Source organism: Pseudomonas azotoformans (assembly GCF_001579805.1).
GTDB lineage: Bacteria > Pseudomonadota > Gammaproteobacteria > Pseudomonadales > Pseudomonadaceae > Aquipseudomonas > Aquipseudomonas azotoformans_A.
On record NZ_CP014546.1, the window covers coordinates 4,406,705 to 4,431,841 of the forward strand.

21 protein-coding genes and 3 pseudogenes are annotated in these 25,137 nt (G+C 57.1%); 16 read left to right on the plus strand and 8 right to left on the minus strand.

Annotated elements, in window-relative coordinates; translation table 11 throughout:
• Positions 1 to 13 precede the first annotated feature (13 nt).
• From AYR47_RS20380 to AYR47_RS20395, 4 genes are read left to right on the plus strand one after another with little or no spacing between them, the layout of a single operon-like run.
• Positions 14 to 670, plus strand: coding sequence for a hypothetical protein (locus tag AYR47_RS20380; protein ID WP_061436522.1), 657 nt, complete (start codon positions 14 to 16; stop codon positions 668 to 670).
• A complete protein-coding gene (locus AYR47_RS20385; RefSeq protein WP_061436524.1) occupies positions 667 to 2,550 on the plus strand; it encodes a Mu transposase C-terminal domain-containing protein in 1,884 nt (627 codons plus the stop codon). Before AYR47_RS20380 ends, AYR47_RS20385 begins: the two co-directional genes overlap by 4 nt.
• Positions 2,547 to 3,533: a hypothetical protein gene (locus tag AYR47_RS20390; protein WP_061436526.1), complete on the plus strand. Its 987-nt coding sequence runs from the start codon at positions 2,547 to 2,549 to the stop codon at positions 3,531 to 3,533. The genes AYR47_RS20385 and AYR47_RS20390 overlap by 4 nt, the downstream gene beginning before the upstream one ends.
• The gene (locus AYR47_RS20395) at positions 3,523 to 4,926 is read left to right on the plus strand and encodes a hypothetical protein (protein WP_156487807.1); all 1,404 of its coding nucleotides are present in this window, start codon (positions 3,523 to 3,525) and stop codon (positions 4,924 to 4,926) included. Before AYR47_RS20390 ends, AYR47_RS20395 begins: the two co-directional genes overlap by 11 nt.
• A gap of 68 nt (positions 4,927 to 4,994) precedes the next feature.
• Here the strand turns inward: AYR47_RS20395 and AYR47_RS20400 are convergent.
• From AYR47_RS20400 to AYR47_RS20410, 4 genes and pseudogenes are all read right to left on the minus strand, one after another.
• Positions 4,995 to 5,419: pseudogene (locus tag AYR47_RS20400) on the minus strand (tyrosine-type recombinase/integrase); the annotation flags it as partial.
• 213 nt (positions 5,420 to 5,632) lie between these two features.
• A pseudogene (locus AYR47_RS32235) lies at positions 5,633 to 5,841 on the minus strand (IS66 family transposase); the annotation flags it as partial.
• A 264-nt stretch (positions 5,842 to 6,105) separates the two neighbouring features.
• Positions 6,106 to 7,272 (minus strand): gamma-butyrobetaine dioxygenase, encoded by a 1,167-nt coding sequence (locus AYR47_RS20405; protein ID WP_061436531.1) that lies wholly within the window; start codon positions 7,270 to 7,272, stop codon positions 6,106 to 6,108.
• A gap of 53 nt (positions 7,273 to 7,325) precedes the next feature.
• Entirely contained in the window at positions 7,326 to 8,255 is a 930-nt protein-coding gene (locus AYR47_RS20410) for a glycine betaine ABC transporter substrate-binding protein (RefSeq protein ID WP_061436532.1), read from the minus strand.
• A 285-nt stretch (positions 8,256 to 8,540) separates the two neighbouring features.
• On the opposite strand from AYR47_RS20410, the gene AYR47_RS20415 reads away from it, so the two are divergent.
• The 8 genes from AYR47_RS20415 to AYR47_RS20445 all read left to right on the plus strand — a co-directional run bounded on the left by AYR47_RS20415 (position 8,541) and on the right by AYR47_RS20445 (position 16,833).
• Complete coding sequence (locus AYR47_RS20415) at positions 8,541 to 9,662, plus strand: aromatic ring-hydroxylating oxygenase subunit alpha (protein WP_061436534.1); 1,122 nt, start codon at positions 8,541 to 8,543, stop codon at positions 9,660 to 9,662.
• 30 nt (positions 9,663 to 9,692) lie between these two features.
• Positions 9,693 to 10,667 carry a PDR/VanB family oxidoreductase gene (locus AYR47_RS20420; protein WP_061436535.1) on the plus strand — a complete coding sequence of 325 codons (975 nt, stop codon included), beginning with the start codon at positions 9,693 to 9,695 and terminating at the stop codon, positions 10,665 to 10,667.
• A 139-nt stretch (positions 10,668 to 10,806) separates the two neighbouring features.
• Positions 10,807 to 12,303, plus strand: a complete 1,497-nt coding sequence (locus AYR47_RS20425) for an aldehyde dehydrogenase family protein (RefSeq protein WP_082781515.1) — start codon at positions 10,807 to 10,809, stop codon at positions 12,301 to 12,303.
• 10 nt (positions 12,304 to 12,313) lie between these two features.
• Positions 12,314 to 13,498, plus strand: coding sequence for an iron-containing alcohol dehydrogenase (locus tag AYR47_RS20430; RefSeq protein WP_061436537.1), 1,185 nt, complete (start codon positions 12,314 to 12,316; stop codon positions 13,496 to 13,498).
• Between the two features lie 58 nt (positions 13,499 to 13,556).
• Positions 13,557 to 15,002 (plus strand): purine-cytosine permease family protein, encoded by a 1,446-nt coding sequence (locus tag AYR47_RS20435; RefSeq protein WP_061436539.1) that lies wholly within the window; start codon positions 13,557 to 13,559, stop codon positions 15,000 to 15,002.
• Positions 15,003 to 15,181: 179 nt separating this feature from the next.
• On the plus strand, positions 15,182 to 16,156 hold the full coding sequence (locus tag AYR47_RS20440) for a helix-turn-helix domain-containing protein (RefSeq protein WP_061436541.1): 975 nt from the start codon (positions 15,182 to 15,184) through the stop codon (positions 16,154 to 16,156).
• Between the two features lie 34 nt (positions 16,157 to 16,190).
• Positions 16,191 to 16,436, plus strand: coding sequence for a TetR/AcrR family transcriptional regulator (locus tag AYR47_RS32585; protein WP_156487808.1), 246 nt, complete (start codon positions 16,191 to 16,193; stop codon positions 16,434 to 16,436).
• On the plus strand, positions 16,396 to 16,833 hold the full coding sequence (locus AYR47_RS20445; protein ID WP_061436543.1) for a TetR family transcriptional regulator C-terminal domain-containing protein: 438 nt from the start codon (positions 16,396 to 16,398) through the stop codon (positions 16,831 to 16,833). The genes AYR47_RS32585 and AYR47_RS20445 overlap by 41 nt, the downstream gene beginning before the upstream one ends.
• Positions 16,834 to 16,983: 150 nt before the next feature.
• Here the strand turns inward: AYR47_RS20445 and AYR47_RS20450 are convergent.
• From AYR47_RS20450 to AYR47_RS20460, 3 genes and pseudogenes are all read right to left on the minus strand, one after another.
• A pseudogene (locus AYR47_RS20450) lies at positions 16,984 to 17,706 on the minus strand (GntR family transcriptional regulator).
• A complete protein-coding gene (locus AYR47_RS33250) occupies positions 17,687 to 18,244 on the minus strand; it encodes an acetyl-CoA carboxylase biotin carboxyl carrier protein subunit (protein WP_335340614.1) in 558 nt (185 codons plus the stop codon). Before AYR47_RS33250 ends, AYR47_RS20450 begins: the two are co-directional and overlap by 20 nt.
• 817 nt (positions 18,245 to 19,061) lie before the next feature.
• On the minus strand, positions 19,062 to 19,880 hold the full coding sequence (locus AYR47_RS20460; RefSeq protein ID WP_237142486.1) for an AraC family transcriptional regulator: 819 nt from the start codon (positions 19,878 to 19,880) through the stop codon (positions 19,062 to 19,064).
• A gap of 321 nt (positions 19,881 to 20,201) precedes the next feature.
• Here AYR47_RS20460 and AYR47_RS20465 point away from each other — a divergent pair, with 321 nt between their 5' ends.
• Together AYR47_RS20465 and AYR47_RS20470 are read left to right on the plus strand one after the other, a co-directional pair.
• Positions 20,202 to 21,437: an NAD(P)/FAD-dependent oxidoreductase gene (locus tag AYR47_RS20465; protein ID WP_237142487.1), complete on the plus strand. Its 1,236-nt coding sequence runs from the start codon at positions 20,202 to 20,204 to the stop codon at positions 21,435 to 21,437.
• An 18-nt stretch (positions 21,438 to 21,455) separates the two neighbouring features.
• The gene (locus AYR47_RS20470) at positions 21,456 to 21,815 is read left to right on the plus strand and encodes a cupin domain-containing protein (RefSeq protein WP_061436548.1); all 360 of its coding nucleotides are present in this window, start codon (positions 21,456 to 21,458) and stop codon (positions 21,813 to 21,815) included.
• Between the two features lie 5 nt (positions 21,816 to 21,820).
• On the opposite strand, the gene AYR47_RS20475 is transcribed toward AYR47_RS20470, so the two are convergent.
• The gene (locus AYR47_RS20475; RefSeq protein WP_082781517.1) at positions 21,821 to 22,714 is read right to left on the minus strand and encodes a LysR substrate-binding domain-containing protein; all 894 of its coding nucleotides are present in this window, start codon (positions 22,712 to 22,714) and stop codon (positions 21,821 to 21,823) included.
• A 130-nt stretch (positions 22,715 to 22,844) separates the two neighbouring features.
• On the opposite strand from AYR47_RS20475, the gene AYR47_RS20480 reads away from it, so the two are divergent.
• Both AYR47_RS20480 and AYR47_RS20485 read left to right on the plus strand, forming a co-directional pair.
• Complete coding sequence (locus AYR47_RS20480; RefSeq protein WP_156487809.1) at positions 22,845 to 23,945, plus strand: ABC transporter ATP-binding protein; 1,101 nt, start codon at positions 22,845 to 22,847, stop codon at positions 23,943 to 23,945.
• 75 nt (positions 23,946 to 24,020) lie between these two features.
• Complete coding sequence (locus tag AYR47_RS20485) at positions 24,021 to 25,136, plus strand: ABC transporter substrate-binding protein (RefSeq protein WP_061436552.1); 1,116 nt, start codon at positions 24,021 to 24,023, stop codon at positions 25,134 to 25,136.
• Position 25,137 lies beyond the last annotated feature (1 nt).

Consider the following 25,137-nt stretch of genomic DNA (forward strand, 5'->3'; position numbering starts at 1 on the left):
TTAAGGTGGTTTTATGCGCGACGAACAACTGGATTTTCTTGATGTGGCCGAAGCTAGGCGCGAACCTCGCCCGAAGGGTGCTCACCTGTTCCGGGTGTTTAGTATGAAAAATCATTGTGCCTTAGAGATGCACTATAGAACGCAGCTGATCGAGTGGGCGCGTTTTGAATTTGATTCCCAGCTGGTAAGTTTCGTGCCCTTGAACAAGCAGTTCAAGACTGACGAGGGAAGTCTGCGGATATCATTCAAGCTCGAATATCTGAATGAGGACGTGCTGGCTTACGTGGCCGGACAAGGGAATGAACCCGTCGAGGAGGCCTTCGAGGAAGCCTGCGCAGTCATAGGGATCAAAACCAGGCGAATGGGACAGGACGCCGTAAGTGTGTCGCGTATTGAAGTTTGGAATCGCCTCAAAATTTTAGCATTTATTACCCGCTGGCGGCACGAAATCACAGCCGATAGCGTCAAGAGATTTCTTTTTGATCTGAGTTGTGAGTCGCAGTGTTTGCTCAGCGATTTTGATCAGATTGTAGGTTTCAGTGACGGGAAGGGCATGGCATTTGGATTGGAGATGGTTCGTGCAGGGCGCTTTTATTTGCCTTCGTTGTGTGAAAAAGCGCTCTCTCACAATTCTGTAATCATCTGCGCCGCCAGTGGTGATATGAAATGAGTGAAGGCAAAAAACGTTTTTCAAGAGCGCAGCTGTTACAGCAAGGGGTAGATTTCCAGGCGTGGGAGGTTCCGGACCTGCGCGTTTATCCCGATGACCTGCGGGACAAGATTCAAAATCGATTGTTGGCTTTGCAGGCGTTTTTCTGTCATCAGGCGAGCCACAAAGAAATTTCAAATCGCTACGGTGTGGCGAAGTCATCTCTGTATTCGATGATTAAAAAGGCAGTGGAATTTGATGAGGAAGGAAATTACATAGGGTACAGAGCGGCAATCATTCAGCTACGCACTGAGGCGAATGAGCGTCGGATGGGCATAGTTGTTGAAACCGATAGTCAGCATCCAGCAGGTGACACGGGTGTGTTCTCTCAGTTACTCAAACGTTACCCTGAACTTGATAAACTAATTAATCGGTATGCCGGGCTTTATAAGACTCGTAATGAGGGTGGGACCTCTCGGCTAGTGGATTGTTATCGGGGGTTTATCAACAAGTGTGAAGAACTCGGGATTGTCGCTCCGGAGTACCCATTTACCCGGGCTGATCAAGCTGAACGGAGTTTTTCGAGGCACTTACTAAGGAGAGTTACCCAGAAGGAGGCAGAAAAGCGCGCTCGTGAACGCAGCACCGAAGACCTTGCCACTCTGCCACCGACCGAGCCGTTCCAGGAAGTTGAGCTGGATGGCCACAATATAGATTGTCGTGTAACCGTGGAAGAGGTTGATACGTTTGGGCTGGTGTGCAGGACAGAAATACAGACCCTGTGGATCATTTTAGTGATCGATGCATTCACTCGGTGCGTGTTGGGCTATAGCTTGGCGTTTGGCAAGAACTATGATCAAACCGATATTTTGACGGCAATTTACAATTCGCTGGCGCCTCACCGCAGACCTGTGCCAGTGATCGCTGGGCTTTCCTACAAGTCAAAAGGCGGGTTCCCTAACGAACGAGTTTCCGAGTTGGCGTGGAGCACTGCGCTCATTTACAAGATGGACAACGCCATGGCCCATAAGGCTAAGGATGTCGAACATAAATTGCGCAATGTAGTGGGTTGTATCGATGATTTTGGGCCCCCGCACACTCCCAATGAGCGGTCTATAGTTGAACGCTTTTTTGGTTATCTTGTTGATAATTTTTCTCATCGGATAGTGGGTACCACCGGTTCTTCTACCCAGGACGAGATTAGAGAGCGTCTGAAGCCTCGAGGAGGCGACCTGTCTCTCCTGTTAACGGTGGAAGAAATGCATCATGCATTGGATGTGGTGATTTCGGACTATAACGGTCGCCCCCATTCTGGCATCGCACCGCACAGTCCCCTGGATTTGTTTATCCGGATGACGCAGGAGAAAGGGATCATTTACCCGAAGGTTCGTACTGAAAATCGTATGCTGCGTAAGTTTGTTTCGCGTACGTCAATGGCTCGAGTTTGCAGGGATGGGCCATATAGTGCATATATCAATTTCAAAGGGGTCAGATACCGAAATTTACCTGCGCTCAGTCACGTGGTGGGCGAAGATGTGATGGTTGAGTGGGACCCCATGAATATCTCATATTTGCGCGTATACAACTTGAAGGGGGGATACTTGGGAGATATTTCTCCTCCAGCTCTCTGGGCACTGCCTCACAGCGAGAAGTTGCGTTTGAGGATTCAGAGGGCACTTAAAGTGGGAAGAGTAGCGTATCAAGAAGGAGACTCAATTACCGATTTGTTGCGGCGGCTACAGTCATCAGAGCGCATCAAGGAACGTGAGGCGGCAACCTACAATCTTAAACATGTAGGTACCGCTACGCTTCCCGCTAAAACTGAGAATACACCCAGGCCGGTTGTTAAACCCACTGAACGCCTGACGCAAGGTTTTATTCTGAGGGGGAGTAAGAAATGACAGATCGTAATTCCTCTCTAATACGACCCAAAGCGATAGAAGAGCATTCGCTGTGTTCTCAGGATTATCTGATTCCGACAGATGCCATTTCGCTGGCGTGGGAGCAGCTTAATAAAGCGTTGCGCAGGCGGACAGGCGGGCTGATTGTGTGGGGGCAATGGCGTATCGGAAAATCCTCAGCGATAAAATACTTACAGAAGGTCGCAGAATCCCAATACCCAGGTCTGCGCTCTGCGATTCTGGATGGCGAAACAAAGTTGTACATTTCGGAGCGCGATTTTTTTGCGGATCTGTGCAAGGAGCTCAAAATTTCCACTAGCGGAAGTTCGGGGGAGTGCAAAAGGCGTGCAGTCGACACTATGATTAAAAAGGGAGGGATGAACGCGAAGCGTTTGTTTTTGCTTTTCATTGATGAGCCACATAAGTGGACTGATTTGCAGATCAACTGGGTATGTGAGGTGTACGATAAGCTTGAGCGGGTGAACGTACGCTTGATTACCGTAATGGTTGGGCAGCGAACCTTGATGAGGGCCAGGGATGCCTACATCGAACGCGGTAACGGCGTGGTAATTGATCGGCTGATGCGGCAGGTGATCGAATTCTCCGGCGTCAGGGACGTTGAAGAATTGAAGGTCGTATTAGGGGGCTATGACACCATTACGGAAGCTGATTCGGATTGGCCATTTACCCGGTTCTTCTTTCCCGTAGCATACGCTTCAGGCTTTCGTCTTAGGGAGTCGGCCGGAGTGATCTGGGACGCGTTCATGCAAGCCATTGCAGATCATGGTGAGGTCACGGAGTGCCCCATCCCGATGAAGCATCTCACGCTGCTGGTTGAAGCTATCTTTGAAGACTACCATGGTAACGATGCCACGGACTTCATTATTCATAAGGCATTTGCCAAAGAATTGATTGAGGAGGTTAGCTTTTCCCTTTATTTGGACACGTTGGCTGGCCGCTCAAGAGAGGCCGGTGATGATTGACCTGGGGCGCGGCAGGGAACTGGGTACCCGTGTTGCTCGGTATCCGGAGCAGATCAACAATTTTTCAGCCGGACCTATCGACCCTTTCGAGTCTGTGTATGCGGCCCTGGCTAGATTCGCCATGGACAACACGCTCTCCAAACAAGAACTCGCGGCCATCTTCAAGTCTCGATTGCTGGCGGGGCCGACCCCTTCTCATGGCTTGGGCAGTAAGCTGTCGGTCAGACACGATCAGTTGAGCAAAATCCTGTCGATCAGCCTCGCCCAAATTAATAACATGTTTTATCGCTGGCGTCCGACGCCACAAAACTCCACCAGTTTATCATTCAGGTATTGTGCAATTTGCGCGAGCGCCAGGCGGCATTACACCGTCTTCCAGCTTGAAGGGCTTAGAACATGCCCGCTCCATCATGTGCCATTGCGGACGGCGTGCAGTGATTGTGGCCAGCCGATGCTGTATGGGTGGTCGAGCAAGCTGCTTAACATTCCTTTCGCTTGTGGGCATTGCAAAACGCTATTAGGCGCTCAGCATGGTCGGCGCATTTTCTTTGATCTGCATACGGACTTCAGAGCGCGCAAGTTGGCGAAGGTCAATGGGTGTGACGTCTCCGGGTTCCCGCAGGGTCAGCACAGCGCAGATGCCGTGGCCGTCTGCCAAGGCTATCTCGTCTACGGCAATACGCTTGACAGTGAGGAGGAGTGGCGTGAGATAGTCGAATTGCCGTTGAGTGCGCTTGGGGTGGAGCAGCGCGACTGGCACAGCAGGGAAGGTTATATCCAAATCAGGGGGCCGCGAGGTCGTTCCTGGGCCGCCAATCGAGTGACCGATGTATCGAGCCGCATCGAAGAACTCTCCCGATACCTTATGCAGTGCCTCAAATGCTTTTTTCGGCACAAGCGTAAGGTTTGGCGTCTTACCCATCCCTGGTTTGGGGGAGTTCGGCGTCCTGTGGTTGCCCTTAATCTTCTGGATTTTCGTCGTGAGCTAGGTTACGACCTGCTGTGGAAGCACTGGTATGGCAGTTCTCCGAGCACGCTGGAGGTAGGTCGGCAGATAAGGGATGTGGATTGTCTCATTCAGAAATGGCTGAGGGAGGCTGTGTTCGAAGCTAGCGTGTGCAATACGCCTGCTCGCGTCCAGGTTTGGCTGGTTACGCATAAATTTTTCAGCTGGGTTACTGAGTCCCTTGAAGCCGTGAGCCGTATTGTTGAGAGGCCGAGTCTGCATATGAATGATTGCGTCTCTGAAGGTCTTCAACGCCCGCGCCGACCATTGTGGCTGACCGTGTTTATCGAGTCTGCGTCCTGTTCTTCATACCGCGTTGTGCGTCACCAGCCTCTTGCCTGCTGCCTGTCGTCCCGTGCTGTCTGGAATGGCGACGAATCACTCTAGGCCCTGATTCCAGTGCAAGGATTGGCAATTGATCGTGATAAAGGTTCCGGTGACGTTTTATGCTCGATCTATGAAGCGGGTTCGTCGCGTTTACTCAGCTGCGACCCACCGGCTCGCTCGCTATCGAGCACCTCGAGCCCTCCTTGCGGGCCGTTATCAGGTATCAAGGAAGTGGCTCGGCTGGCGAGCAATGAACCCGCTTGGAAATAACCCATGACGGTGTACCGACACTGCGGTGTTCGGTCATGGCCATGACTTCACCAAAGGGCACTCCCTGGCGTCCGGCTTCCGTGACAAAGCTGGAGCGTAGGCTGTGCGCAGCCCAGTCGCTTTCGAGGCCGGCCAGCTTTGCGCGACGCTGGACGATGAGCGCGACCTGGTCGGCGGATAGGCCCTGGTGATCGACCTTGCCGCCTTTGTACGCGCGACGAAACAGCGGGCCGGAAGCGGCCGGGGCGACTTCAAGCCAGGCGGCCAACGCGTGTGCCATGGGCTCGGTGGCAAGCCAGATGGAGTCGATTTGGATTATCGCAACAGATCTCGAAGAAAGGTCGCACAGGCAGCCACGCTTTCGGTCGGCTAGTTCACGTTGACGGTGTCGCGTGGGTATGGGAATTCGATGCAGATCATGGCCTGGATGATATCTGATCGTGACGCCGATGACGGTACGCGCGTGTTCGCCGGCACGGCTGGGGCTGAAGTCTTAGACCACGGCCTTGGGTGCCGAGGTTGGCGTGCTGCTGTAGGCTCAGACGTAAGCGCGGTGGTTTTCTTCTCTCCTGGAGCCAGCATTTGTACCGGTGTTTCATCGGCGTGGACTACGCGCTGGGCCAGGACTGCTTCGCGCAGCGCATCGACCAGCGGCTGAAGCTGCACGCAGGTTTGCCCCACCCACTGCGCCAGTGTCGGGCGAGGCTCTGTGAGGAACACTCGACCCGCTCTGCGTCGCCGAATAACTGCATAACTACCGCGGTCACACCGATACATTTTGAACGCGCGCTTAAGCACCTCTCATTTTTCTCTATTCCAATTCTATTAATTGGCTTGCACCAGCGATTGCCCAGTAAAAACTGATGAGAGACTGATGCTGGCGGCCTCACTGACTGCGACGGCATGCTCACGACCTACGCAGAGAGTCAGCCCAGGGTACTAACAGTCAGGAGGCCACAAATCCATCTGTTAAAGCAGGCGTTGACGCTCTAGCACCAAAATACGGGACAACAGCTCATCCCTATCCACATAGCAGCCCTGCAAATGCCGCACGCCTGAAGTCGGGTCAAAAGCATCGCGCGCGTGCAGGCTACGGCGGTTGTCGAAGCACCACAGCTCGCCTTCATTCAGGCGCCGGCGAAACTGAAAGCGTGGTTCGCGGCTCAGTTCGATAAAACGTCGATAGGCATGGTAGAGCGCGGGCATCAACTGCGGTGCGGTGGTGAACGGGCCGCGCAGAAAGTTCGCCATACGGACTTCGGCTATTTCCCCGCGTGCGTCCAGCGCAATGATCGGTGCCAGGCAGCGGTAGTCGCTGTTGCGGTCCTTGTTGCGAAATTCCACCGGGATTTCGCACAGGTGGCGGAACGCTGCCGGGTCCTCTTCCTGCAGTGCGTTGGCCACGCTGAAGCCGTCGACAAACAAGCTGTCGCCGCCGCTGGCCTGGTTGATCAGGCAGTGCAGAAATTGCAACCCAGGCTGTAACTCGCGGGTTGGCAGGTCGGTGTGCAAGGGCAGGTTAAACGGGGTGTAGGCGTTGCTGTCGGCATCCGCCTTGGGCTTGACGTTGAACAGCACGCCAAAATTGCTTTCGCGGATAAACGAAATACGCTTGGCCAGCGCAATCAGCGACTCGGGGTCGGTAGGCACGTTACGTATCTGGGTCAGGCCGATGTCGCGCAGGGCCAGCAACCATTGCAGCAACACGTCTGGTTCCTCCATCACGCCTTGGTAGTCGAACACCGGCAGGTCGAGGTCATTGCGCCAATAGTGTTTTTGCCCCAGGCGCTCGAGCTGTTCCTGGCGCGACGCATCGTCATAGGCGTGGGCACGCAGCCAGCCGGGGTCAAAACGGCTGCGGTGGCCGTCTTCCCAGTCGATCAGCAGCAGGCCCTCGGGGTCGATCTCGGCGCTGTGGGGGCGCAGGTTTTCCGGTACGTCTGCAATTTCGAAGACTTGCTCTCGAGTGACGCCATACACGCACTCCGAGCACGGGCAGTTGTCCCGCAGCCACAGGTAGTGAAAGGGGCTCAGGCGCTGGTCCGCCCATTTGACCTGCACCCGGTCTTCCAGGCACTCGACCGTCTCCAGCGAGCTGATCAGGGGGTACACGCGATAATCGGCAATCGAACTCATGGCTATCTCCTCAACATTGAAGTGTGGTGCAGCGGGGGCGTTCGATTGAGGTATCAGGGCTGGGTGCCTGGCGTGTAGGGCTCTCCGGTGTAGGTGGTGACGCCGGCCGTCCAGCGCTGGTGATCGTCGGGGTGGTTTTTCAGCCACTCGCGGGCCATGTCCTGGGGTTTTTGCCCCGCCAGGATCGACACCATCATTGCGCTTTCGCTGGCGGTGGTGAAGGTCAGTTGATCCAGCAAGCGCTGGACGTTGGGGCAGCGCGGGCCGAACGCCGGCGTGGTGACGGTCCACACCTGGGCCGCGCCTTCCTGTGGGCCGAGGGTGTCGTTGCTGCCGGTGAGGTATTGAATGTCGAAGTTCACATTCATCGGGTGCGGCGCCCAGCCGAAGAACACGATTGGGGTCTTGCGGTTCACCGCGCGTTGCAACTCGGCAAGCATGCCGGCCTCGCTGGATTCAACGATGCGAAAGCCCTTCAAACCGAATTGATCGGTGTCGATCAAGGCCTGCAATTGCTGGTTGGTCGCCGAGCCGGCCTCGATACCGTAGATCTTGCCGCCCAGGGCATCCTTGAAGCGGGCGATGTCGGCGAACGTTTTCAGGCCCTGGTCAAACAGGTACTGCGGCACGGCCAGGGTGGCGTTTGCATGGGTCAGGTTGGGTGTGGCGGAGACGGTGATTTGCTGGTTGTCTTTCAGGGACTGGATTTCGGCGTTCATCAACGGGTCCCAGTAGCCGAGGAACACGTCGAGTTTCTTGTCCTTGAGACCGGTGAGGATGATGCTTTCCGAGGCGAAGGTTTGCTTCACGTCGTAGCCCATTTCACTCAGCAATTGCTTGGCGATGGCACTGGTGGCCATCACATCCGTCCAGTTGGCAACGCCCATTCTGATCTGTTTGCAGGCGCTGTCCGGCGCTGCAAGCAGTGAACCGGAACACAACATCAAGGTAAACACACTCAGGTAGCGGGGCACGGTGCGCATTGTTCATTCCTCCAGGCTTGATTGGGCAGATGCTTGTTAACGGTTATCCGGAGCTTTGTTTTTATTGTCAGCAACACGTAATAGGGCAAGACACTGCGCATAGCTGCGAGTTGAGGCGAACATAATCCCTATTGAAATAGATTTCAATAATGCTAGTGAAATAATTTTCAGTAGGTGCGTAGATCCCAGCCATTGCTTTTCTCGCAGGTTTCCGAGATTATTTTGTTAACCAAAGGTTTTATGTAAACCGTAAGTTAACAATAATAACCCAAGAGACCGCCGATCGTGAACACCTTCCTGAAATTGCCTGCCGATTTTTGTGCCGATGTCGAACGCGCCCACACGCTGCCGGCTGCGTATTACACGCAACCACAGGTGTTTGAGCAGGAGAAAGAGGCGATCTTCGCCAAGAGCTGGATCTGTATCGGTCATCGCAGCGAGGTGGCCGAGAGTAACGCCTACATCACCCGGGAAATTGTCGGCGAAAGCATCATTGTCGTGCGCGGCCGCGACGCAGTGCTGCGAGCCTTCTATAACGTGTGCCCACACCGTGGCCACCAGTTGCTGACCGGCAGCGGCAAGGCGAAAAATGTCATCACCTGCCCGTACCACGCCTGGGCGTTCAAGCTCGACGGTGAACTGGCCCATGCGCGCAATTGCGAAAGCGTTGCCGACTTCGACAAAGACAATTCCAGCCTGGTGCAACTGCGGGTCGAGGAGTACGCGGGGTTCATCTTCATCAATATGGACAACGCCGCCGGTACCGTCGAGGCGCAACTGCCGGGACTGGAAGCCAGCATGCGCGAGGCCTGCCCGGTGATTGACGACCTGCACCTGGCGGCGCGGTTTGTGAGTGAAACGGCGGCCAACTGGAAGTCCATCGTCGACAACTACCAGGAGTGCTACCACTGCGCGCCAGCGCATCCGGGGTTCTCTGATTCGGTGGATGTCAGCCAATACACCCACACGTTGTTCCAGAATTGGTCGTTGCAGTTTGGCCGGGCGAAATCCTCCGAGCGCTCGTTCCAGTTCGATGACACGGGCGATGCGGCGAAGTATTCCGGCTATTGGATCTGGCCCTGCAGCATGTTCAACATGCCGCCGGGTGGCAACTTCATGACGGTGATCTACGAGTTCCCGGTGGACGCCAACACCACGCTGCAGCATTACGATGTGTACTTCCTGAACAAAGACATCACCCCCGAGCAGCAAGCGTTGATCGAGTGGTACCGCGACGTGTTCCGCCCCGAAGACCTGCGGCTGGTGGAGAGCGTGCAGCGTGGCCTGAAGTCCCGTGGTTATCGCGGCCAGGGCCGGATCATGACCGACAAGGCCCGCAGCGGCCTGAGCGAGCATGGCATCGCGCACTTTCACAACATCATCGCCCGTACCCAGCACAGCGACTGAGCAACGGTAACCCTGCAAGTGAGGTGAGTGATGGCTGACAAATACCAATGGTTCAAGGTGAAGGTGCTCGCGGTTGAGCAACAGACGCCGCTGATCAAGCGTTTTACCCTGGCCCGCGAAGACGGCCAGGCGCTGCCGGCGTTTACCGGCGGCAGTCACGTGATTGTGCAAATGCAGGAGGCTGACGGGCGCCAGCACAGCAATGCCTATTCACTGCTGAGCGATCCGGCGGACACCCGGCATTACCAGATTGCCGTGCGCCTTGAAGACCCGTCCAAGGGCGGTTCGGCGTTCATGCATCGCCAGGTCGAGGTCGGCACGGTGCTGACCCTTTCCAGCCCCAACAACCTGTTTGCCATTGACCCAAGCGCGGCGCGGCATGTGCTGATCGCTGGCGGGATTGGCATCACGCCGTTCCTGGCGCAGCTCCCCGAGTTGCGTGCGAGCGGGGCGGATTACCAACTGCACTACGCGTTCCGCAGCCCCGAACACGGTGCATTTCACCCTGAGTTGATGGCCGGTCCCCACGCTGAACGCACGCGGCTGTACATCGACAGCCAAGGCCAAACGCTGGACATCCACGCGTTGATCGCCGGGCAGGACGACGCTGCGCACTTGTATGTGTGCGGTCCTCGGCCGTTGATCGATGCGGTCATCGACACCGCCCGGCAGTTGGGTGTAGCGGACAGCCGTGTGCATTGGGAGCAGTTTGCTGCGGCAACGCCTGCGAGCAGCGGTGCGTTCAGCGTGACCCTGGCGCGCTCCGGTCGCGAGTTGTGGGTGGAGGAGGGGATGAGCATCTTGCAGGCCATTGAAAACGCCAAGGCCGCGACCGTGGAATGCCTGTGTCGGGAGGGTGTGTGCGGCACCTGTGAAACGCAGATTCTGCAGGGTGAAGCGCAGCATTTGGACCAATACTTGAGTGACGAGGAAAAAGCCGCGCAAAAAACCCTGATGATCTGTGTGTCCCGTGCACGAGGCGCATCGTTGGTGTTGGACCTTTAGCTGCATCGGTGTTGATCGAGCCTGCGAAAGCGGGCTTTTTATTGAATTTAATTTCAATAGAAGCTTGTTTGTTATTGAATGGAATTTCAGTATGGCCTAGGATTGCCACAGCCTGACAAGAACAAGATGAGGTGTTGCAGTGCCAGTTTTGAAAGACACAACCTATTGGCTCCAGAAAGCCAAAGACCTGCGGCTTGAGGGCCGGGCGTTTATTGATGGGGTCTACGCGTACGCCGATGACGGGGCGACCTTCGGTTCCTACAGCCCGATTGACGGTGAGCCGCTGGTGCAGGTTGCACTGTGTGCCAGCGCCGATGTCGACAAAGCCGTCGCGGCGGCAAGGCGCAGTTTTGAGGCCGGCGTCTGGTCGGCCCTGGCGGCGCGTGATCGCAAAGCCGTGCTGCTGAAATGGGCGAACTTGCTGGAAACCCATAGCGACGAGTTGGCCTTGCTTGAGTCTATGGACAGCGGCAAGCCCATCGCTGACACCACCGGTGGAGACCTTCCAGGAACGATTTATTGCCTGCGCTGGTTTGCAGAACTGATCGACAAGGTTCACGGCGAGGTGCCCGCCACTGAACCGGGCTTTTTTGGCACCGTGACCCGTCAACCTCTCGGCGTGGTAGCGGCGGTAGTGCCGTGGAATTACCCCCTGTTGATGGCCGCCTGGAAGTTCGCTCCGACATTGGCTGCGGGTAACAGCGTGGTGCTCAAACCGTCGGAAAAGACCCCACTCAGCGCGCTGCGTATCGCCGGGTTGGCCCTGGAGGCAGGGGTGCCTGCAGGCGTATTCAATGTGTTGGGTGGCGACGGCGCGACAGGTCGGGCGCTGAGCCTGCATGGCGATGTCGACTGCATCGCGTTCACCGGTTCCGGGGCGGTCGGTCGGGATATCGCGAAGAACGCGGCCGTCTCAAACCTCAAGCGTGTCTGGCTGGAGTTGGGCGGCAAGTCGGCGAATATTGTCATGGCCGACTGTGCGGACATCGGCCAGGCCGCACGTTCTGCCGCCGCCGCGATTTTCGCCAACATGGGCCAGGTGTGCAGCGCCGGTTCGCGGCTGCTGGTGCAACGCTCGATAGCCGACCGATTGATCCCGTTGCTACTCGATGCCACCGATGCCTATCAGCCTGGCCATCCGTTGGACCCCGACAGCGTGACCGGCGCCATTATCGACCGCGCGCAGTTCGAGCGGGTCTGTCAGTACATCGCGCTGGGCCGGCAGGAAGCGCAGCTGCTCAAGGGCGGCAACCCTTTGTCGGTGGTCGGGGAGGGCGCTTACCTGGAACCGACGATCTTTCTCGCCCAAGACGCATCGGCACGCATCGCCACTGAAGAGATCTTCGGCCCGGTGCTGGTGGTGATGCTGTTCGACACCCTCGAAGAAGCGATCGCGATCGCCAACAGCACCGAATACGGGCTGGCGGCGGCCATTTGGTCGTCCGACCTGAAGACTATTCATACCGCCACCCGCCAACTCAAGGCCGGCACGGTGTGGGTCAACTGTTATGACGAACTGGTGGACATGAACTTCCCGTTTGGCGGGTTCAAGGAGTCCGGCAATGGTCGGGATAACTCCGCCCACGCGCTCGGCAAGTACACCGAGTTGAAATCAACCATCACGCGTTGCGGTTAAGGTGAGTCCCGTGCAAAACACTCTTTCAGCGTTGAACCCACAGAAGTGGACCGTTCCCCTGCCAATGGAATATGGCCCTGGCGCCCGTCGGCAACTGGTCGAGCTTTGCCGCGAATTCAACATTTCCCGGCCGATTATCATCACCGACCAAGGCTCGTTGAACCTGCCTTTTGTCGGCGAGATGCAGCGCAGCCTGACCGACGCCGGCCTGGCATGCGGCTTGTACGGTGGCATCGAGCCCAACCCCACGGACACCTCGGTTATCGCCGGTGCCGCCGCGTTCCGCGAGTGGCGCGCCAACGGCGTTATTGCGTTGGGTGGCGGCAGCGGCCTGGACGGTGGCAAAGCCGTGGCGTTGATTGCCCAGCAGCAGCGTTGCGACCTGTGGGCATTCGATTTCGACCAGCCCGTGCCCAGCGGTTTTGGCAGCGCCGATTTCCCGCCGGTGATCACCATTCCGACCACCGCCGGCACTGGCGCCGAGACCGAAAGCACCGCGATGCTCACCGACACCGCTCGCGGCATCAAGGGCTGTGTCTGGCATCCTCGGGCGCGGCCTTCGGCGGTGATCCTCGACCCGGAACTGACCCAAAGCCTGCCCGCCAACCTGACCGCGTGGACCGGCTGCGATGCAATCATCCATGCCCTGGAAGCCTACTTTGTTCCCAGCTTCAACCCCCTCAGCGACGGCGCGGCGCTGCAAGCCCTGAGCCTGCTCTGGACCTCAATCGACACCGCCGTCGCCCAGGGGCAGGACCTTGAAGCTCGCGGCAAGATGCTGATCGGTTCATGCCTGGCCGGCGTGGGCTTTCTCAAGGGGCTGGGGCTGGTGCATGCCCTCAGCCACATGGTCGGCGCGACCTACAACACCCATCATGGCTTGACCAACGCGATCATCCTGCCGGTGGTGCTGCGGTTCAACCAGGCCGACATCAGCCCACGCCTGACCCCCGTGGCCCAGGCCCTGGGCCTGCCGGACGCCGGTTTCGAAACGTTCTACACCGCCATCTGCGCCAAGCTCGACCACCTCAATATCCCCAAATCCCTCTCGGCCCTGGGTGTGCAGCACGCCGACATCGGCGTGATCGCGCGCAAGTCCATGGGCGATCCCGCGCGCTTGACCAACCCCCGCGACAGCTCCGTTGAGCAACTTGAGCAACTGCTGGCCCAGGCGATCGACAAGGCCCGCGACTGATTGACCCGCTGTACCGCTTTGCCGTGCAACCAAACTAATAAAAAAAGGTGCAACTCACATGTCTGCCTCTCCCCAAGTCGCGTCCAAGGGACGCCTGAACCTGGAAACCCGCTCCATCGATTACGTGCCGCTTGCCGAGCGCCATGGCAAGGCCTGGCACTTGTGGCCGATCTGGTTCTGTGGCGAAGCCCACCTCACCACGCTGGCTGTCGGCATCATCGGTGTTGGCATGGGCGCCAACCTGTTCTGGTCGGCGGTGGCGATTTTCCTCGGGTGTGCGTTCGGCACGCTGTTCATGGCTGGGCACTCCACTCAAGGCCCGCAGATGGGCCTGCCGCAACTGATCCAGTCGCGCCCGCAATTCGGTTATTTCGGTGCGCTGCTGGTGTATGCGGTGGCGATCGCCACGTACGTGGGCTACAACGCGTTCAACCAATTGCTGGTGGGCCAAACCCTGCACGAACTGTTCGACGCGCCGGAACATGGCTCGGCCATCGCCTTTTCGTTGCTGGCGATTGTCATGGCGATTGCCGGCTACAACACCTTCCACAAGGTGCAGCGGGTGCTCGCGTTTGTATTGATTGGCGTGATGCTGGTGTTCACCGTCGGCCTGGTGTTCCTGGTCAAATTGCCGGCTGAGCAGTTGAGCGTTTCCGAGTTCAAGGCCACGCCGTTCCTGGCGCAGTTTTTTGTCGCTGCTGCCTATCAACTGAGTTGGGCGATTTATGTCTCTGACTATTCGAGATACCTGCCGGCGAATGTCAGCGTGAAGTCGTCGTTCTGGTGGACCTATCTGGGCGCCATGATCGGTGGGGTGTGGATGATGCTGATCGGCGCCCTGGCCGCAGCGTTGAGCCCGGGGCAGAACTTGGCCAAAGGCCTAGTAATGCTCGGCAACCTGTTGTTCAGCGGCTTTGGTGAGTTTCTCTTGATTCTCGCGGTCCTCAGTCTGGTCACCAGCGCTGCGCAGAACTTCTACGGCGCATCCATCACCCTGCTGAGCATTGCCGACACGATCAAAAGCCAGACCTCAACCCTGTTCAAACGCATCGTTTCGATGCTGCTGGTGGGCGGCACGGCGATTGCCATTGCGATGACGGCGTCGGATAACTTCGTGAAGGACTTCGGCGACTTCCTCGCGATCCTGCTGTACCTGTTTACACCCTGGACCGCGATTAACCTGGTGGATTTCTACAAAGTGCGCCACGGCAAATTCTCGATCACCGAGATCTTCAAGCCCAACGGCATCTATGGCCGCTGGAACTGGCGCGGGATTGGCGCCTATGTGGCGGGGTTCGTGGCGATGCTGCCGTTCTCCAGCACCGGCTTGTACACCGGCTATGTCACCACGTTGCTCGGCGGTGCGGATATCAGCATGTTGGTAGGCCTGGTGGTGTCGGCGCTGGTCTACGGTTGGCTGTGCCGTTCGCAGAATATCGCGCAGGAACTGTCGCGCATCGAAGTGCTGGACAAGGATCTGGAAAGCGGCCTGCAAGTCGGTTGAAGCACCGTCTCACGCCTCACCGCCTGCAATGGGCGGTGAGTGCGCCCCTGCAAACCCGTCTCCCGCTGATTTCCTGCCACTCATCGCGCAAAAAGTTGCTAAATTGACGCCTCGTTTAAAGCCCTGGCCTTGATCCTCGTCATGATGGACGCCAAGGAATGGATTTTTAGGATGGCTCGATGAGTGAAGACAGTTTCGCGTTTCGCCTCAAGGAGCTTCTGGAACACAAGAAGTTGACGCTGCAAGCCGTCGCGGGAGCGCTCGGCGTGTCGCGCACGGCCGTCCATAAGTGGACCCGTGGGGGTGAAATCGACTACGACAACCTGCGCAAATTGTCCGGGCTGTTGGATGTCAATTGGATCTGGCTGCGCTATGGCGCACAGGCCCAGCAAGACGTGCAACACAGCCCGCCGCAAGCGCTGCCCATGACCGAGATGCGCCGCAAGCACACGGCGCAGATCATGGAGAGCGAGGCACGCATGAAACTCGCCCAGGAAAACGCACGCATCGTGACCTGGGAGTGGAACCTGCTGACCGACGAGGTCACCTATTCGAGCAATGTGCAGGCCGTCTACGGTTGGCCCGTCAAGCGCAACGAAGACTTCTGGAGCCATATTCCGCCTGACGAAGTGCCGGCCTTGCAGGCGGTGTTCGAGCGCTCCATCAGCAGCGGGCAACCCTGTGACACTGACTTTCGCATGCTGACCCCAGAAGGTGAGGTGCGCTGGATCTCATCGCGGGCCACGCCGCTGCTGGACGACGCCGGTCGCGCCCTTAAAATGATCGGCATCAGCATGGACACCACGGCCCGCAAGGTCGCCGAAGACGCTGTGCGCCACAGCGAAGACCGGCTGCGCATGGTGTTTGACCTGGCGGACGAAGCCATGGCGTTTATCGATGTTGATGGACGGTGGCTGACGGTAAACCCGGCGTTTACGCAGTTGAGCGGGTACGCGGTTGACGACCTGATCGGGTCCAATGTGAGCACACTGCTGCAACCTGGCGCGCCGCTATTGGCGTCTATCGTGGCGTCGCCGTTCAAGGTGCACGAGCAAGTGCTCGAGTTGCGACACAAAACCGCTGCGCCCTTGCCGGTCCGCCTCAAGGCCCGGCTGCACCTTGAGCAGATTGTCATGGTCCTTGCCGCCGTTTGATGGCGAATAATGTTGCGTAAACACAGGTTGATGTATGAGCACTGAGTCAGAAGGGATTGCCGTCAAGAAACGCCGCACCCGTATCGAGCCCGAAATGCGCCGCAAGGCGATTATCGAGGCGACGATGCAATGCATCACTCGCTACGGCCACAGCGGCAGCACCCTAGAACGGATCTGCGCGCAGGCTGGAGTGTCCATCGGCCCTGATCGGGCATCACTTTTCCAGCAAGGAAGAGTTGATGCTGTCGACCTACCAGGAGTTGACCGACCAACTGCGTGAAGAAACCCGCAAATACCTGGAAACCCAGGGTGGCACCCCCGAAGACCGTTTGTTGGCGATCATTCGGTCGTCGTTTCGCGGGCAGATTTTCAACGAGTTTATCCTCACCACATGGCTGGGCTTCTGGGGTGCGGCGGTGTCCTCCGAGCAGCTTCGTGCACTGAACAAAAAGCTCTACGCCGATTACCGCAAGGAGCTGGAGTCGGTGTTCAAGGCCATCGCCCTGCAAAACCACACTCAAATCGACGCCAAGGGCGCAGCGCTGACCATTACTGCGCTGATCGATGGTTTCTGGTTGGAATGGGCCCTGGACCATAAAGCCTTCAGTCCAAAAAAGGCCGAGAAGTGCTGTATCACCATGGCGCAGATGTTTGCGAAGAATGCTCAGAGTGTGTAATTGCATGGACTTGCCCCCCCATTTGCATTCGACTTAACCAAGCGTTTGCATCGTATTGACCTGCGAATTGGGTGATTTAAAGCGGTGAGGACTCACCTATTTAGCCGGTCGCTGCGCGGCGGGGGCATATTGCGAGACTGAATCAAGACTTCAACGTGCCACCGACTTCATCTGTGCACGCTGACGGGCAACATGCAACATGTGAAGGGTGATCTTGCGCACCTCTTTCTTGCTGACCTCGATATGCGCTTTCATCAATTGCTGCGCTTTTTCGGTACGACGTAGCAGGATCGCGCCGAGAATTGTTCCATGTTCCTCATAAGTCGCTGCTATACGGGGTTCCTGGGTAAAGTCGAGCCGCCTGATGATGCGAATCTTCTCTGTAATCTCATAGTGTATGCGCGCCATTTCGCTGTTTCCGGTCGCTTCAACGAGGGCGCAGTGAAAGCGCTCATCCAGCTCCGAGACCTGCTTTGTATCGTGCAGATGATCTTCTTCAGGGACCAACCAGATGGCTTTCAATGACTCCAGTACCGGATGGCTTTCCTCCTCAATCAGGCACAGGCGGCTCACGGCGGCCAACTCCAGCACGATGCGCACGTCATACAGCTCTTCGAAGTAGTTGAAATCGAAGGGCCTGACCTACCAGCCGCTTCTGAAGTAAACCTCCAGATAGCCTTCACGTTCCAAACGGTAGAGTGCTTGGCGCACGGGGGGACGGCTGGCATCCATTCTTTCTGCAACTTCATTTTCGCTGAAGCGATCACCTGGCAAGAGGCGGAACTCGAAAATATCGTTCTTGAGCTGCTGATAGATCGGCTCCACCAGGTTTTCCGGGCGGTCTTTTGATTTTCTAGAGGTGGAAATTTGCATGATTGCCTACCAGGTGGTGAACAAGCCCTGGGGGCTTGTTCACGTCGTGTTCAAGCGTTGGCGTTTCGTGCGAGTCGATATAAACCAACACATCGCCTGGCACAACGGGTTTTCCCGGAACACACCGAATAGCCGAAATTGTGCCGCTCACGGGGGCAATCACCGCAAGCTCCATTTTCATTGCCTCAATGATGACAAGCTTTTCTCCGGCTTTGACCTCCTGGCCCTCCTGCGCCAGAAATTTCCAGATGTTTCCGTTAAGATCTGTGCAGACACGATGCCCCGGGTGTTCTTTCTCTTGCGTGACGCTGGGCTCGACGAGTGTCAGTTTTTGTTCGATACCGGACTCTTTCCAGCGCTCTACTTCCGTGTCATATGCCTGCTTTTGATGAGACTGGAAGTCGGCAATGCTCTGCGCATTGGCATCAAGAAACTCGATGTGCTGAGCAAAATCAAACTCCGTTTCCTCAATCCGAATCTGCGCTCGCCCCTCACGAAAGGTCTCACGGAGCTCGTTCAGTTCATCCTTTCCACCGATTAGAACTTCACCTGGTCAAAGAAGTACAGCAGCCACGGTTTGCCGTCTTTGAATTGAGCGTTCTTCGAATACTTTTTCCAGATGGGCAGCGTACGTCCGACCAACTGATAACCACTAGGAGAGTCCAGGCCTTAGATGCACATGTACATGCCGCCGATACCTACAGCCCCTTCCGCCGTGTGTGTACGGACTGGGTTGTATTTTAAGCTGAGCAGGCGATGGCGGGGGCGAGCGGCACTGCACATGGCTCATCGAGGTAAACGTCTCCCAGCCCCAGAATCAGATAGCTGGTCTGGCAAACAATGTCCTTGACCTCATCACGGTGTTCCAGGCCCTTGATGCGCTGCAAGAAGTCGACGTTGTTTGGTACTGCCTGGCGACCTATGTGCAGTCAAGTGATCTCCAGCATGCCCGTGCGGTGGGTGTACGCATGCGCGCTGGCTCGGTCTATCTGAACTCCGAGCTGGGACACCTTTGCGCCCTTCCGCGGTTACAAGCGAGTATGCTGGCTGGGGGATTCACGAATTCCTGGAAATCAAGGGAATGGTTGGCTGGGGTAACTGACGTGTGAGGCGGGTTACTTCAGAGGGCACGAGGCCGGGCTTATGAATTCATCCATTCATAGATCTGGCTGTTGGCGATGATGAAAATTTGACCCGGTGGCTGATCTTGAATGCCCCATTTACAACTTCTGAAATATCGAGCAAGGCGATCGTTTTGGAGTATTTGGGTGGGGCAATGGATTCCGGCAGATAGGTCAAAACTTGATCAGAACCAACACCGCAGCGTTACTGCAGGGATGATCTGCGAGCAGTATTCAAGGGAGTCGCTCGAGTCGTCGTAGATAGGTTTTTGGTGTACATCCGGTTTTTTGTTTGAAACAGCGATAAAAAGTGGATAGCGAGTTGAAGCCCGAATGGCTGGCAATTTCATCAATACGTGAAGCGTGGCGTTGCACATTCATACGTTCAAGGGCTTCATTAAGGCGCAACTGATTGAGGAACACGTAAAAGGTTTGCCCGCGCACCTGATTGAGGAAGAACGAGATCTGGTTTCGTGTGTAGCCGGTCGCCGTTGCAACGTGAGAAAGATCCAACTGAGTATCCAGAAAGGGCTTTGACTGCTCGAAGTATTGCTGCAAGTCATGGGAAAGTGCGCCTATCTGACGTGCCGACAATCCTAAACGGCTGACGGCCTCGGTACTGTAGGCGGGGCGGGATATTGTTGGGGCATGACCGACCAACACCGCGTGTTCGTTGACTTTAACAATTAGCCCGTCCCTGACCGACAAAGCCTCTACAGCACGAAATGAAACCAGGCCGTCGCTGCCATTGAGTGTGACCCGGTACTGCAAAAATGCTGTGTCGCCATCGATACGCAAGCGATCGGTGTACGCCTGTAGCTCTTCTGATCCCACCGGCATGCTCGCCCAGAGGTATTCACGCAACTGCGAATACTCGATGGTGCGATTCTGGAAAAAATCGTTGTACTCGACGGACGAATGATAGAGCGCCATCACACCGTCAAGGTCACGCTGTTTCCATGCCTGGTGATAGCGAACAGCAATTTCATGCGTTTGCGTGCTCGACGGATCCACCTGAAAAGTGGCTGTGGTGTGTAAATCGGGAACTTCCACGACGGTCTCCAAGTTGCAGATCAAGGCAATGTCAGGAGTATTCCTGAAACCGCATTTTTCCGCCCGTGTCCGCTGCGAAGTTTGCCACATCGTTGTATCTGTGAAAGAGCTGGCGCTTGCTTTAGTTTCAGTCCATGAATTTCTATGGAGCATGTGTATATGACACTACAGATGGAGAACGAGTCCCTGGCTGACGCTCGGCCGTATCCTGTTTGGCGGCGGGCGCGAATCACTGCCACCGCCGCACCGAGGCTTACGGGGGACGTGCGGTGTGATATTGCGATAGTGGGCGGTGGGTTTGTCGGATTGTGGACGGCGCTGATGGCGCGTAAGCGCTGGCCAGACGCAGTAATCGTTGTGCTCGAAGCCGGGCAATGTGGTGGTGAAGCCAGCGGACGCAATGGCGGGTTTTGCGCGCCGAGTATCTCCCACGGTGTCTCCAATGCGCTGAAACGTTGGCCCAAGGAAGCGGAGCAACTGGTGCAACTAGGCAGGAAAAACCTGGTTGAATTTGAGGAAGATCTTCAACGCTACGGGATGGAAGTGGCGTTTGAGCTTTCCGGAAAATTGAACGTTGCGAGTCAGCCGTGGCAGGTTGAAGGCCTCAGGTCGATGCAGCGTAACTACGAGCGCTTTGGTATCGCCTGCGGATATCTGGATGGTGAGGCGCTGAAGTCGTACCTCAATTCAACAGCCTATGTTGCAGGGGTATTTGAGCCCAATTACGCGTTGCTCAACCCGCTGAAGATGGTCTGGGAATTGCGTCGTGTGTGCTTGGCGCAAGGTGTACAGCTGTTTGAGCACTCGCCGGTTAGCGCGATGCGCCAGGACGGCACTCATCAGGTCTTGGAAGCCGGCCTGGGAACGGTCAAGGCCGCGAAAGTCGCGCTGGGCACCAATATCGCGCCGCCGTTGCTGGGTGAGCTGAAGTCCAAGGTCATCCCGATTTATGACTACGCGCTGGCGACTGAACCCCTAGACGACGCCCAACTGCGAGCCATCGGCTGGGTCGGCCGTTACGGCATTGCTGACTTTGGCAATCAGTTTCACTACCTGCGCAAAACCGAGGATAACCGAATCCTTTGGGGCGGTTACGACGCGATCTATCACTTCGGCAGTCGACGCGACGAAGCACTGACCCAGCGTCCGGAAAGCTTTGCTACCCTGGCCCAACAGTTTCAGGCGACTTTTCCAGCCTTGGCGGATGTCACGTTCAGCCATGCCTGGGGTGGCATCATCGACACGTCCGCGCGCACCACGATGTTCTGTGGCACCTCCGCCGCCGGGCGCGTTGCCTATGCCCAAGGCTTCACCGGGCAGGGCGTGTCGGCCAGCCGTTTCGCGGCGCTGACCATGCTGGACCTGCTTGAGGGCAAATCCACCGAGCGCACGCAACTGGCCATGACCTCGACTGCGCCCTTTCCGTTTCCCCCTGAACCCTTGCGTTATGTGGGCGTGTCGCTGGCGCAGCGCTCGCTGGCCCGCGAAGACTTGACCGGCCACCGTGACTGGCTGCTCAAAGGCTTTGATGCGCTGGGTATCGGCTTTGATTCTTGAAATAGAGTGAGCATTACCATGAGTAAACCCCAACACATCATCGATTTTGCGAACCCCGATTTGCGCGTTGTGGAGTTGCAAACCAGCGACCCCGCGCTGGTCGATACCCCTTACAGCAGCCGCAGTTGGCGGTACTTTGTGGCCCCAGATAAAAAAGCCGTGGGTGGCATCTGGGAGGCGCCGCAACACCTTGAGCGCTGTGAATGCGACTACGACGAACTCTGCCATTTGCTCGAAGGCCACGTGCGGTTGACCGACAGCCAGGGCATCAGCCAGGAGTTCAAGGCCGGCGCTACGTTTGTGGTCGCCGCGGGCTTCAAAGGCACCTGGGAAAACCTCACGCCGGTGCGCAAGGTGTTCATGATCCTCAAGGCCTGAGGCCTTCAGTCCACCCGCGCGATCATTTCCAGCTCACGCATCAGCCAGTCCGAAAAGGCCTTGGCCAGATCATTTGCGCCGCGCGGCGGCATGATGATGAAGTATGGGTGCGGGGCTGGAAACTCGATATCGAACAGCCGGATCAACGTGCCCTGGGCCAGTTGTTCGCCCGCCAGAATGTGGTCGCTGATGGTCACGCCGGTACCGGCAATCGCCGCATCGATGGTCAGTGCGGCGTTCGGTAAATAGATGTTTTGCCGGCCTTGAAGGCTGGGAATGCCCGCCGCCAGAAAGTAACGACTCCAGTCATAACCCTCATCCTCGTGCAACAACATCTGGCGCTCCAGGTCTCGCGGCTTGCGCAGGGGCTCGCTGCCATTGAGCAAGCGCGGGCTGCACACCGGGAAGTACATGATGTCGCCCAGGGCTGCGATACGCAGGCCTTCGACCTGGCTGTCGCCGAACGAGATCACCATGTCGACGTTCTGGTTGGCTTGATCAAGGGGCAGCAGGTACAGCGACACGTCCGGGTAGTCCCTGAGGAAGCGATCCAGTATTTTTGAAATGCGCGCCAGCAGTGCCGGGGCGCAGGCAATGCGCAAACTGCCGGAGGGCGTGGAGGTGGGCAAGGCGGTTTGAATATCGCGCAGTTGCTCGAAAGCGCCGTTGACCAGTTGGCTGAGTTTTCGGCCGGCCGACGTCAGGTGCACGCCCTTGCCGGGCCGTTCCACCAGCGCAACTTCCAGCTCTTCTTCGAGCTTTTTGATCTGATGGCTGATTGCACTGTGAGTCACGTGCAACTCCTGCGCGGCGCCACCCGTGCTGCCCTGCCTGACAAGCGCGTCGAAGGCCCTCAGGGCGATGAGAGAGGGCAGTCGACGAGTCGCTTTCAGGGCCATGATGGAGAACTTTTTGGTTAGTTAAATTCACGTGAAAGCTAGAAAACAAATCATTTGATGTCAATCTGATTTGTCCTGAAGATGGCGACATGCCTTACTCACTTATCCGGTTTTGAACGAGGGATATTCGATGTCGGTTCAGCATGAGCACTTTGTCGATTTGTTGCGACTGGGCAAGTCTTACGGTGAAACCCGCGCACTCAGCGACCTGACCCTGCATATCAAGCGCGGCGAATTTCTCACACTGCTCGGACCGTCCGGCTCCGGCAAAAGCACCACCTTGATGATGCTCGCCGGCTTTGAACAGCCCACCGAGGGTCGCATCGAACGCAACGGCCAGGACATCACGCAATTGCCGGCCGACCAGCGCGATTTTGGCGTGGTGTTCCAGGGCTATGCGCTGTTCCCGCACATGACCGTGGCGCAAAACATTGCGTACCCGCTGAAAGTGCGCAAAGTACCGGCCGCGCAGATCACCGAGAAGGTCGGGCAGATGCTGGAGCGGGTCGGCCTGGAAGGCAAAGGTAATCGCGGCATCAAGCAACTCTCCGGCGGCCAACAACAGCGCGTGGCGCTGGCCAGGGCGCTGGTATTCGAACCTTCGTTGTTGTTGCTGGATGAACCGTTATCGGCCCTGGATCGGCGGCTGCGTCAGGAGATGCAGGTCGAGTTGGCGCGTATGCACAAGGAGTTCGGCACCACTTTCGTGTTTGTCACCCACGACCAGGAAGAAGCCCTGGCGCTGTCTGACCGGGTCGCGGTGTTCAATCACGGGCGTCTTGCGCAATTGGGTACGCCCCAGGAAGTCTACGAGCGACCGGAGAGCCGTTTCGTCGCCAACTTCCTCGGCGACATGAACCTGCTCGGCGTGCAGGGCATCCGTCGCCAGGAGGACACGCTGCTGTGCGACTACCAGGGCTATTCCTTAACCGTTGACCAAAGCCTCGACAAGACCGTCGTGAGTAACACCGGCCAAAGCTGGCTGGCGATCCGCCCCGAGCATGTCGACCTGCAACCTTTTGCCCACGCCGGCGGCGGTAACGGCGTGGTGGCGCGAATGGAGAAGCTGACCTACCTAGGTGCTCACGTTAGCCTTGATATGCGCCTGACAGATGCACAGCCTATGGCGCTGCGCATACCCGTCAGCCACCCGATGTTAAGCAGCCTGGAACGCGGCCAGCCTTATTGGTGTTCCTGGTCCCGGCAGCACGGCCACCTAATTTCCAACTAAAAAAATCAAGAAAAGCACCTAACAAAAAAACTGGTTCGATCACCTGCCCACAACCTTTTGCATGGGATACCGAGGATGAAAGACAAACAGCGCTTTATTGACGACACCGTAGAAATAGCCCGCGAGCGACTGGAGGCGGAAACCCTCAGCCGCCGCAGTTTCAACCAGGCATTGATGGTCGCCGCCGCGATGGCTGGCATGGGGCCGTTGCGCAGTGCTTTCGCCGACGGCGGGTCGCTGGTGGTGTCCAACTGGGGCGGCGACGCGGTTCCGGCGTTTGAAAAGAGCTACCAGGGTTTCAACGCCGTCAGCGGCCTCAAATTAAAGATCGACGGCAGTGGCCCCACCGAAGGTGCGGTCAAGACTCAGGTCAACAGCGGCGCCGTGCGCTGGGATGTGTGCGACGGCGAGATGTATTCCTCCTACCGCTTGGGCAAAGAGGGAGTGCTGACGCCGATCGACTATTCGATTGTCGACAAATCGCTGATTGGCTACGGCGACATCCACGAATTCGGCCTGGCGAACTACACCTACAGCTACGTGATCGGCTACGACGCAAAGCGTTTCGGCAAGAACCCGCCAAAAAGCTGGGCAGACTTCTGGGACGTCAAGAAATACCCCGGCAAACGCACGCTCTATAAATGGATGAGCGCCAACCTGGAGTGCGCCTTGCTGGCAGACGGCGTTGCGCCCGACAAGCTGTACCCGCTGGACGTCGACCGCGCGCTGCGCAAGATTGAAGAACTGATGCCCCATGTGGTCACGCACTGGTCCACGGGGGCCGAGTCGCAACAACTGCTGCGCGATGGCGAAGCCGTGATGGGCCAGCTGTGGCACACCCGTGCGGAGTTGGTGAAGCGCGACACCGGCGGTGCAATCGACTGGACATTCGATAACGCAATCGTCGCGCCGTCGGTGTGGATGGTGCCGAAGAACAACCCGGCAGGCGATGCCAATGCTATGAAGTTTATAGCCTATGCGCTGCGCCCAGAGGTTCAGGCGAAGCTGATGGAGGTCTACAACATGGGCCCGGTGGACTCCAAGGTGAACGCCTTGCTCTCCCCTGAACTGCAGCGCATCAATCCCACGGCGCCGGAAAACCTGAGCAAGCAGGTCTCGATGAACAACCTGTGGTACGCCAATCACTACGGTGAAGCGCTCGATCGTTACCTGGCTTTGATCGGTGGTTGAT

Bases quoted from the DNA above. Each gene is read 5' to 3' on its own strand.
- AYR47_RS20380 (WP_061436522.1), top strand. From the start codon at position 14: ATGCGCGACGAACAACTGGATTTTCTTGATGTGGCCGAAGCTAGGCGC.
- AYR47_RS20385 (WP_061436524.1), top strand. From the start codon at position 667: ATGAGTGAAGGCAAAAAACGTTTTTCAAGAGCGCAGCTGTTACAGCAA.
- AYR47_RS20390 (WP_061436526.1), top strand. From the start codon at position 2,547: ATGACAGATCGTAATTCCTCTCTAATACGACCCAAAGCGATAGAAGAG.
- AYR47_RS20405 (WP_061436531.1), bottom strand. From the start codon at position 7,272: ATGAGTTCGATTGCCGATTATCGCGTGTACCCCCTGATCAGCTCGCTG.
- AYR47_RS20410 (WP_061436532.1), bottom strand. From the start codon at position 8,255: ATGCGCACCGTGCCCCGCTACCTGAGTGTGTTTACCTTGATGTTGTGT.
- AYR47_RS20420 (WP_061436535.1), top strand. From the start codon at position 9,693: ATGGCTGACAAATACCAATGGTTCAAGGTGAAGGTGCTCGCGGTTGAG.
- AYR47_RS20435 (WP_061436539.1), top strand. From the start codon at position 13,557: ATGTCTGCCTCTCCCCAAGTCGCGTCCAAGGGACGCCTGAACCTGGAA.
- AYR47_RS20440 (WP_061436541.1), top strand. From the start codon at position 15,182: ATGAGTGAAGACAGTTTCGCGTTTCGCCTCAAGGAGCTTCTGGAACAC.
- AYR47_RS32585 (WP_156487808.1), top strand. From the start codon at position 16,191: ATGAGCACTGAGTCAGAAGGGATTGCCGTCAAGAAACGCCGCACCCGT.
- AYR47_RS20445 (WP_061436543.1), top strand. From the start codon at position 16,396: ATGCTGTCGACCTACCAGGAGTTGACCGACCAACTGCGTGAAGAAACC.
- AYR47_RS20465 (WP_237142487.1), top strand. From the start codon at position 20,202: ATGGCGCGTAAGCGCTGGCCAGACGCAGTAATCGTTGTGCTCGAAGCC.
- AYR47_RS20470 (WP_061436548.1), top strand. From the start codon at position 21,456: ATGAGTAAACCCCAACACATCATCGATTTTGCGAACCCCGATTTGCGC.
- AYR47_RS20475 (WP_082781517.1), bottom strand. From the start codon at position 22,714: ATGGCCCTGAAAGCGACTCGTCGACTGCCCTCTCTCATCGCCCTGAGG.
- AYR47_RS20480 (WP_156487809.1), top strand. From the start codon at position 22,845: ATGTCGGTTCAGCATGAGCACTTTGTCGATTTGTTGCGACTGGGCAAG.
- AYR47_RS20485 (WP_061436552.1), top strand. From the start codon at position 24,021: ATGAAAGACAAACAGCGCTTTATTGACGACACCGTAGAAATAGCCCGC.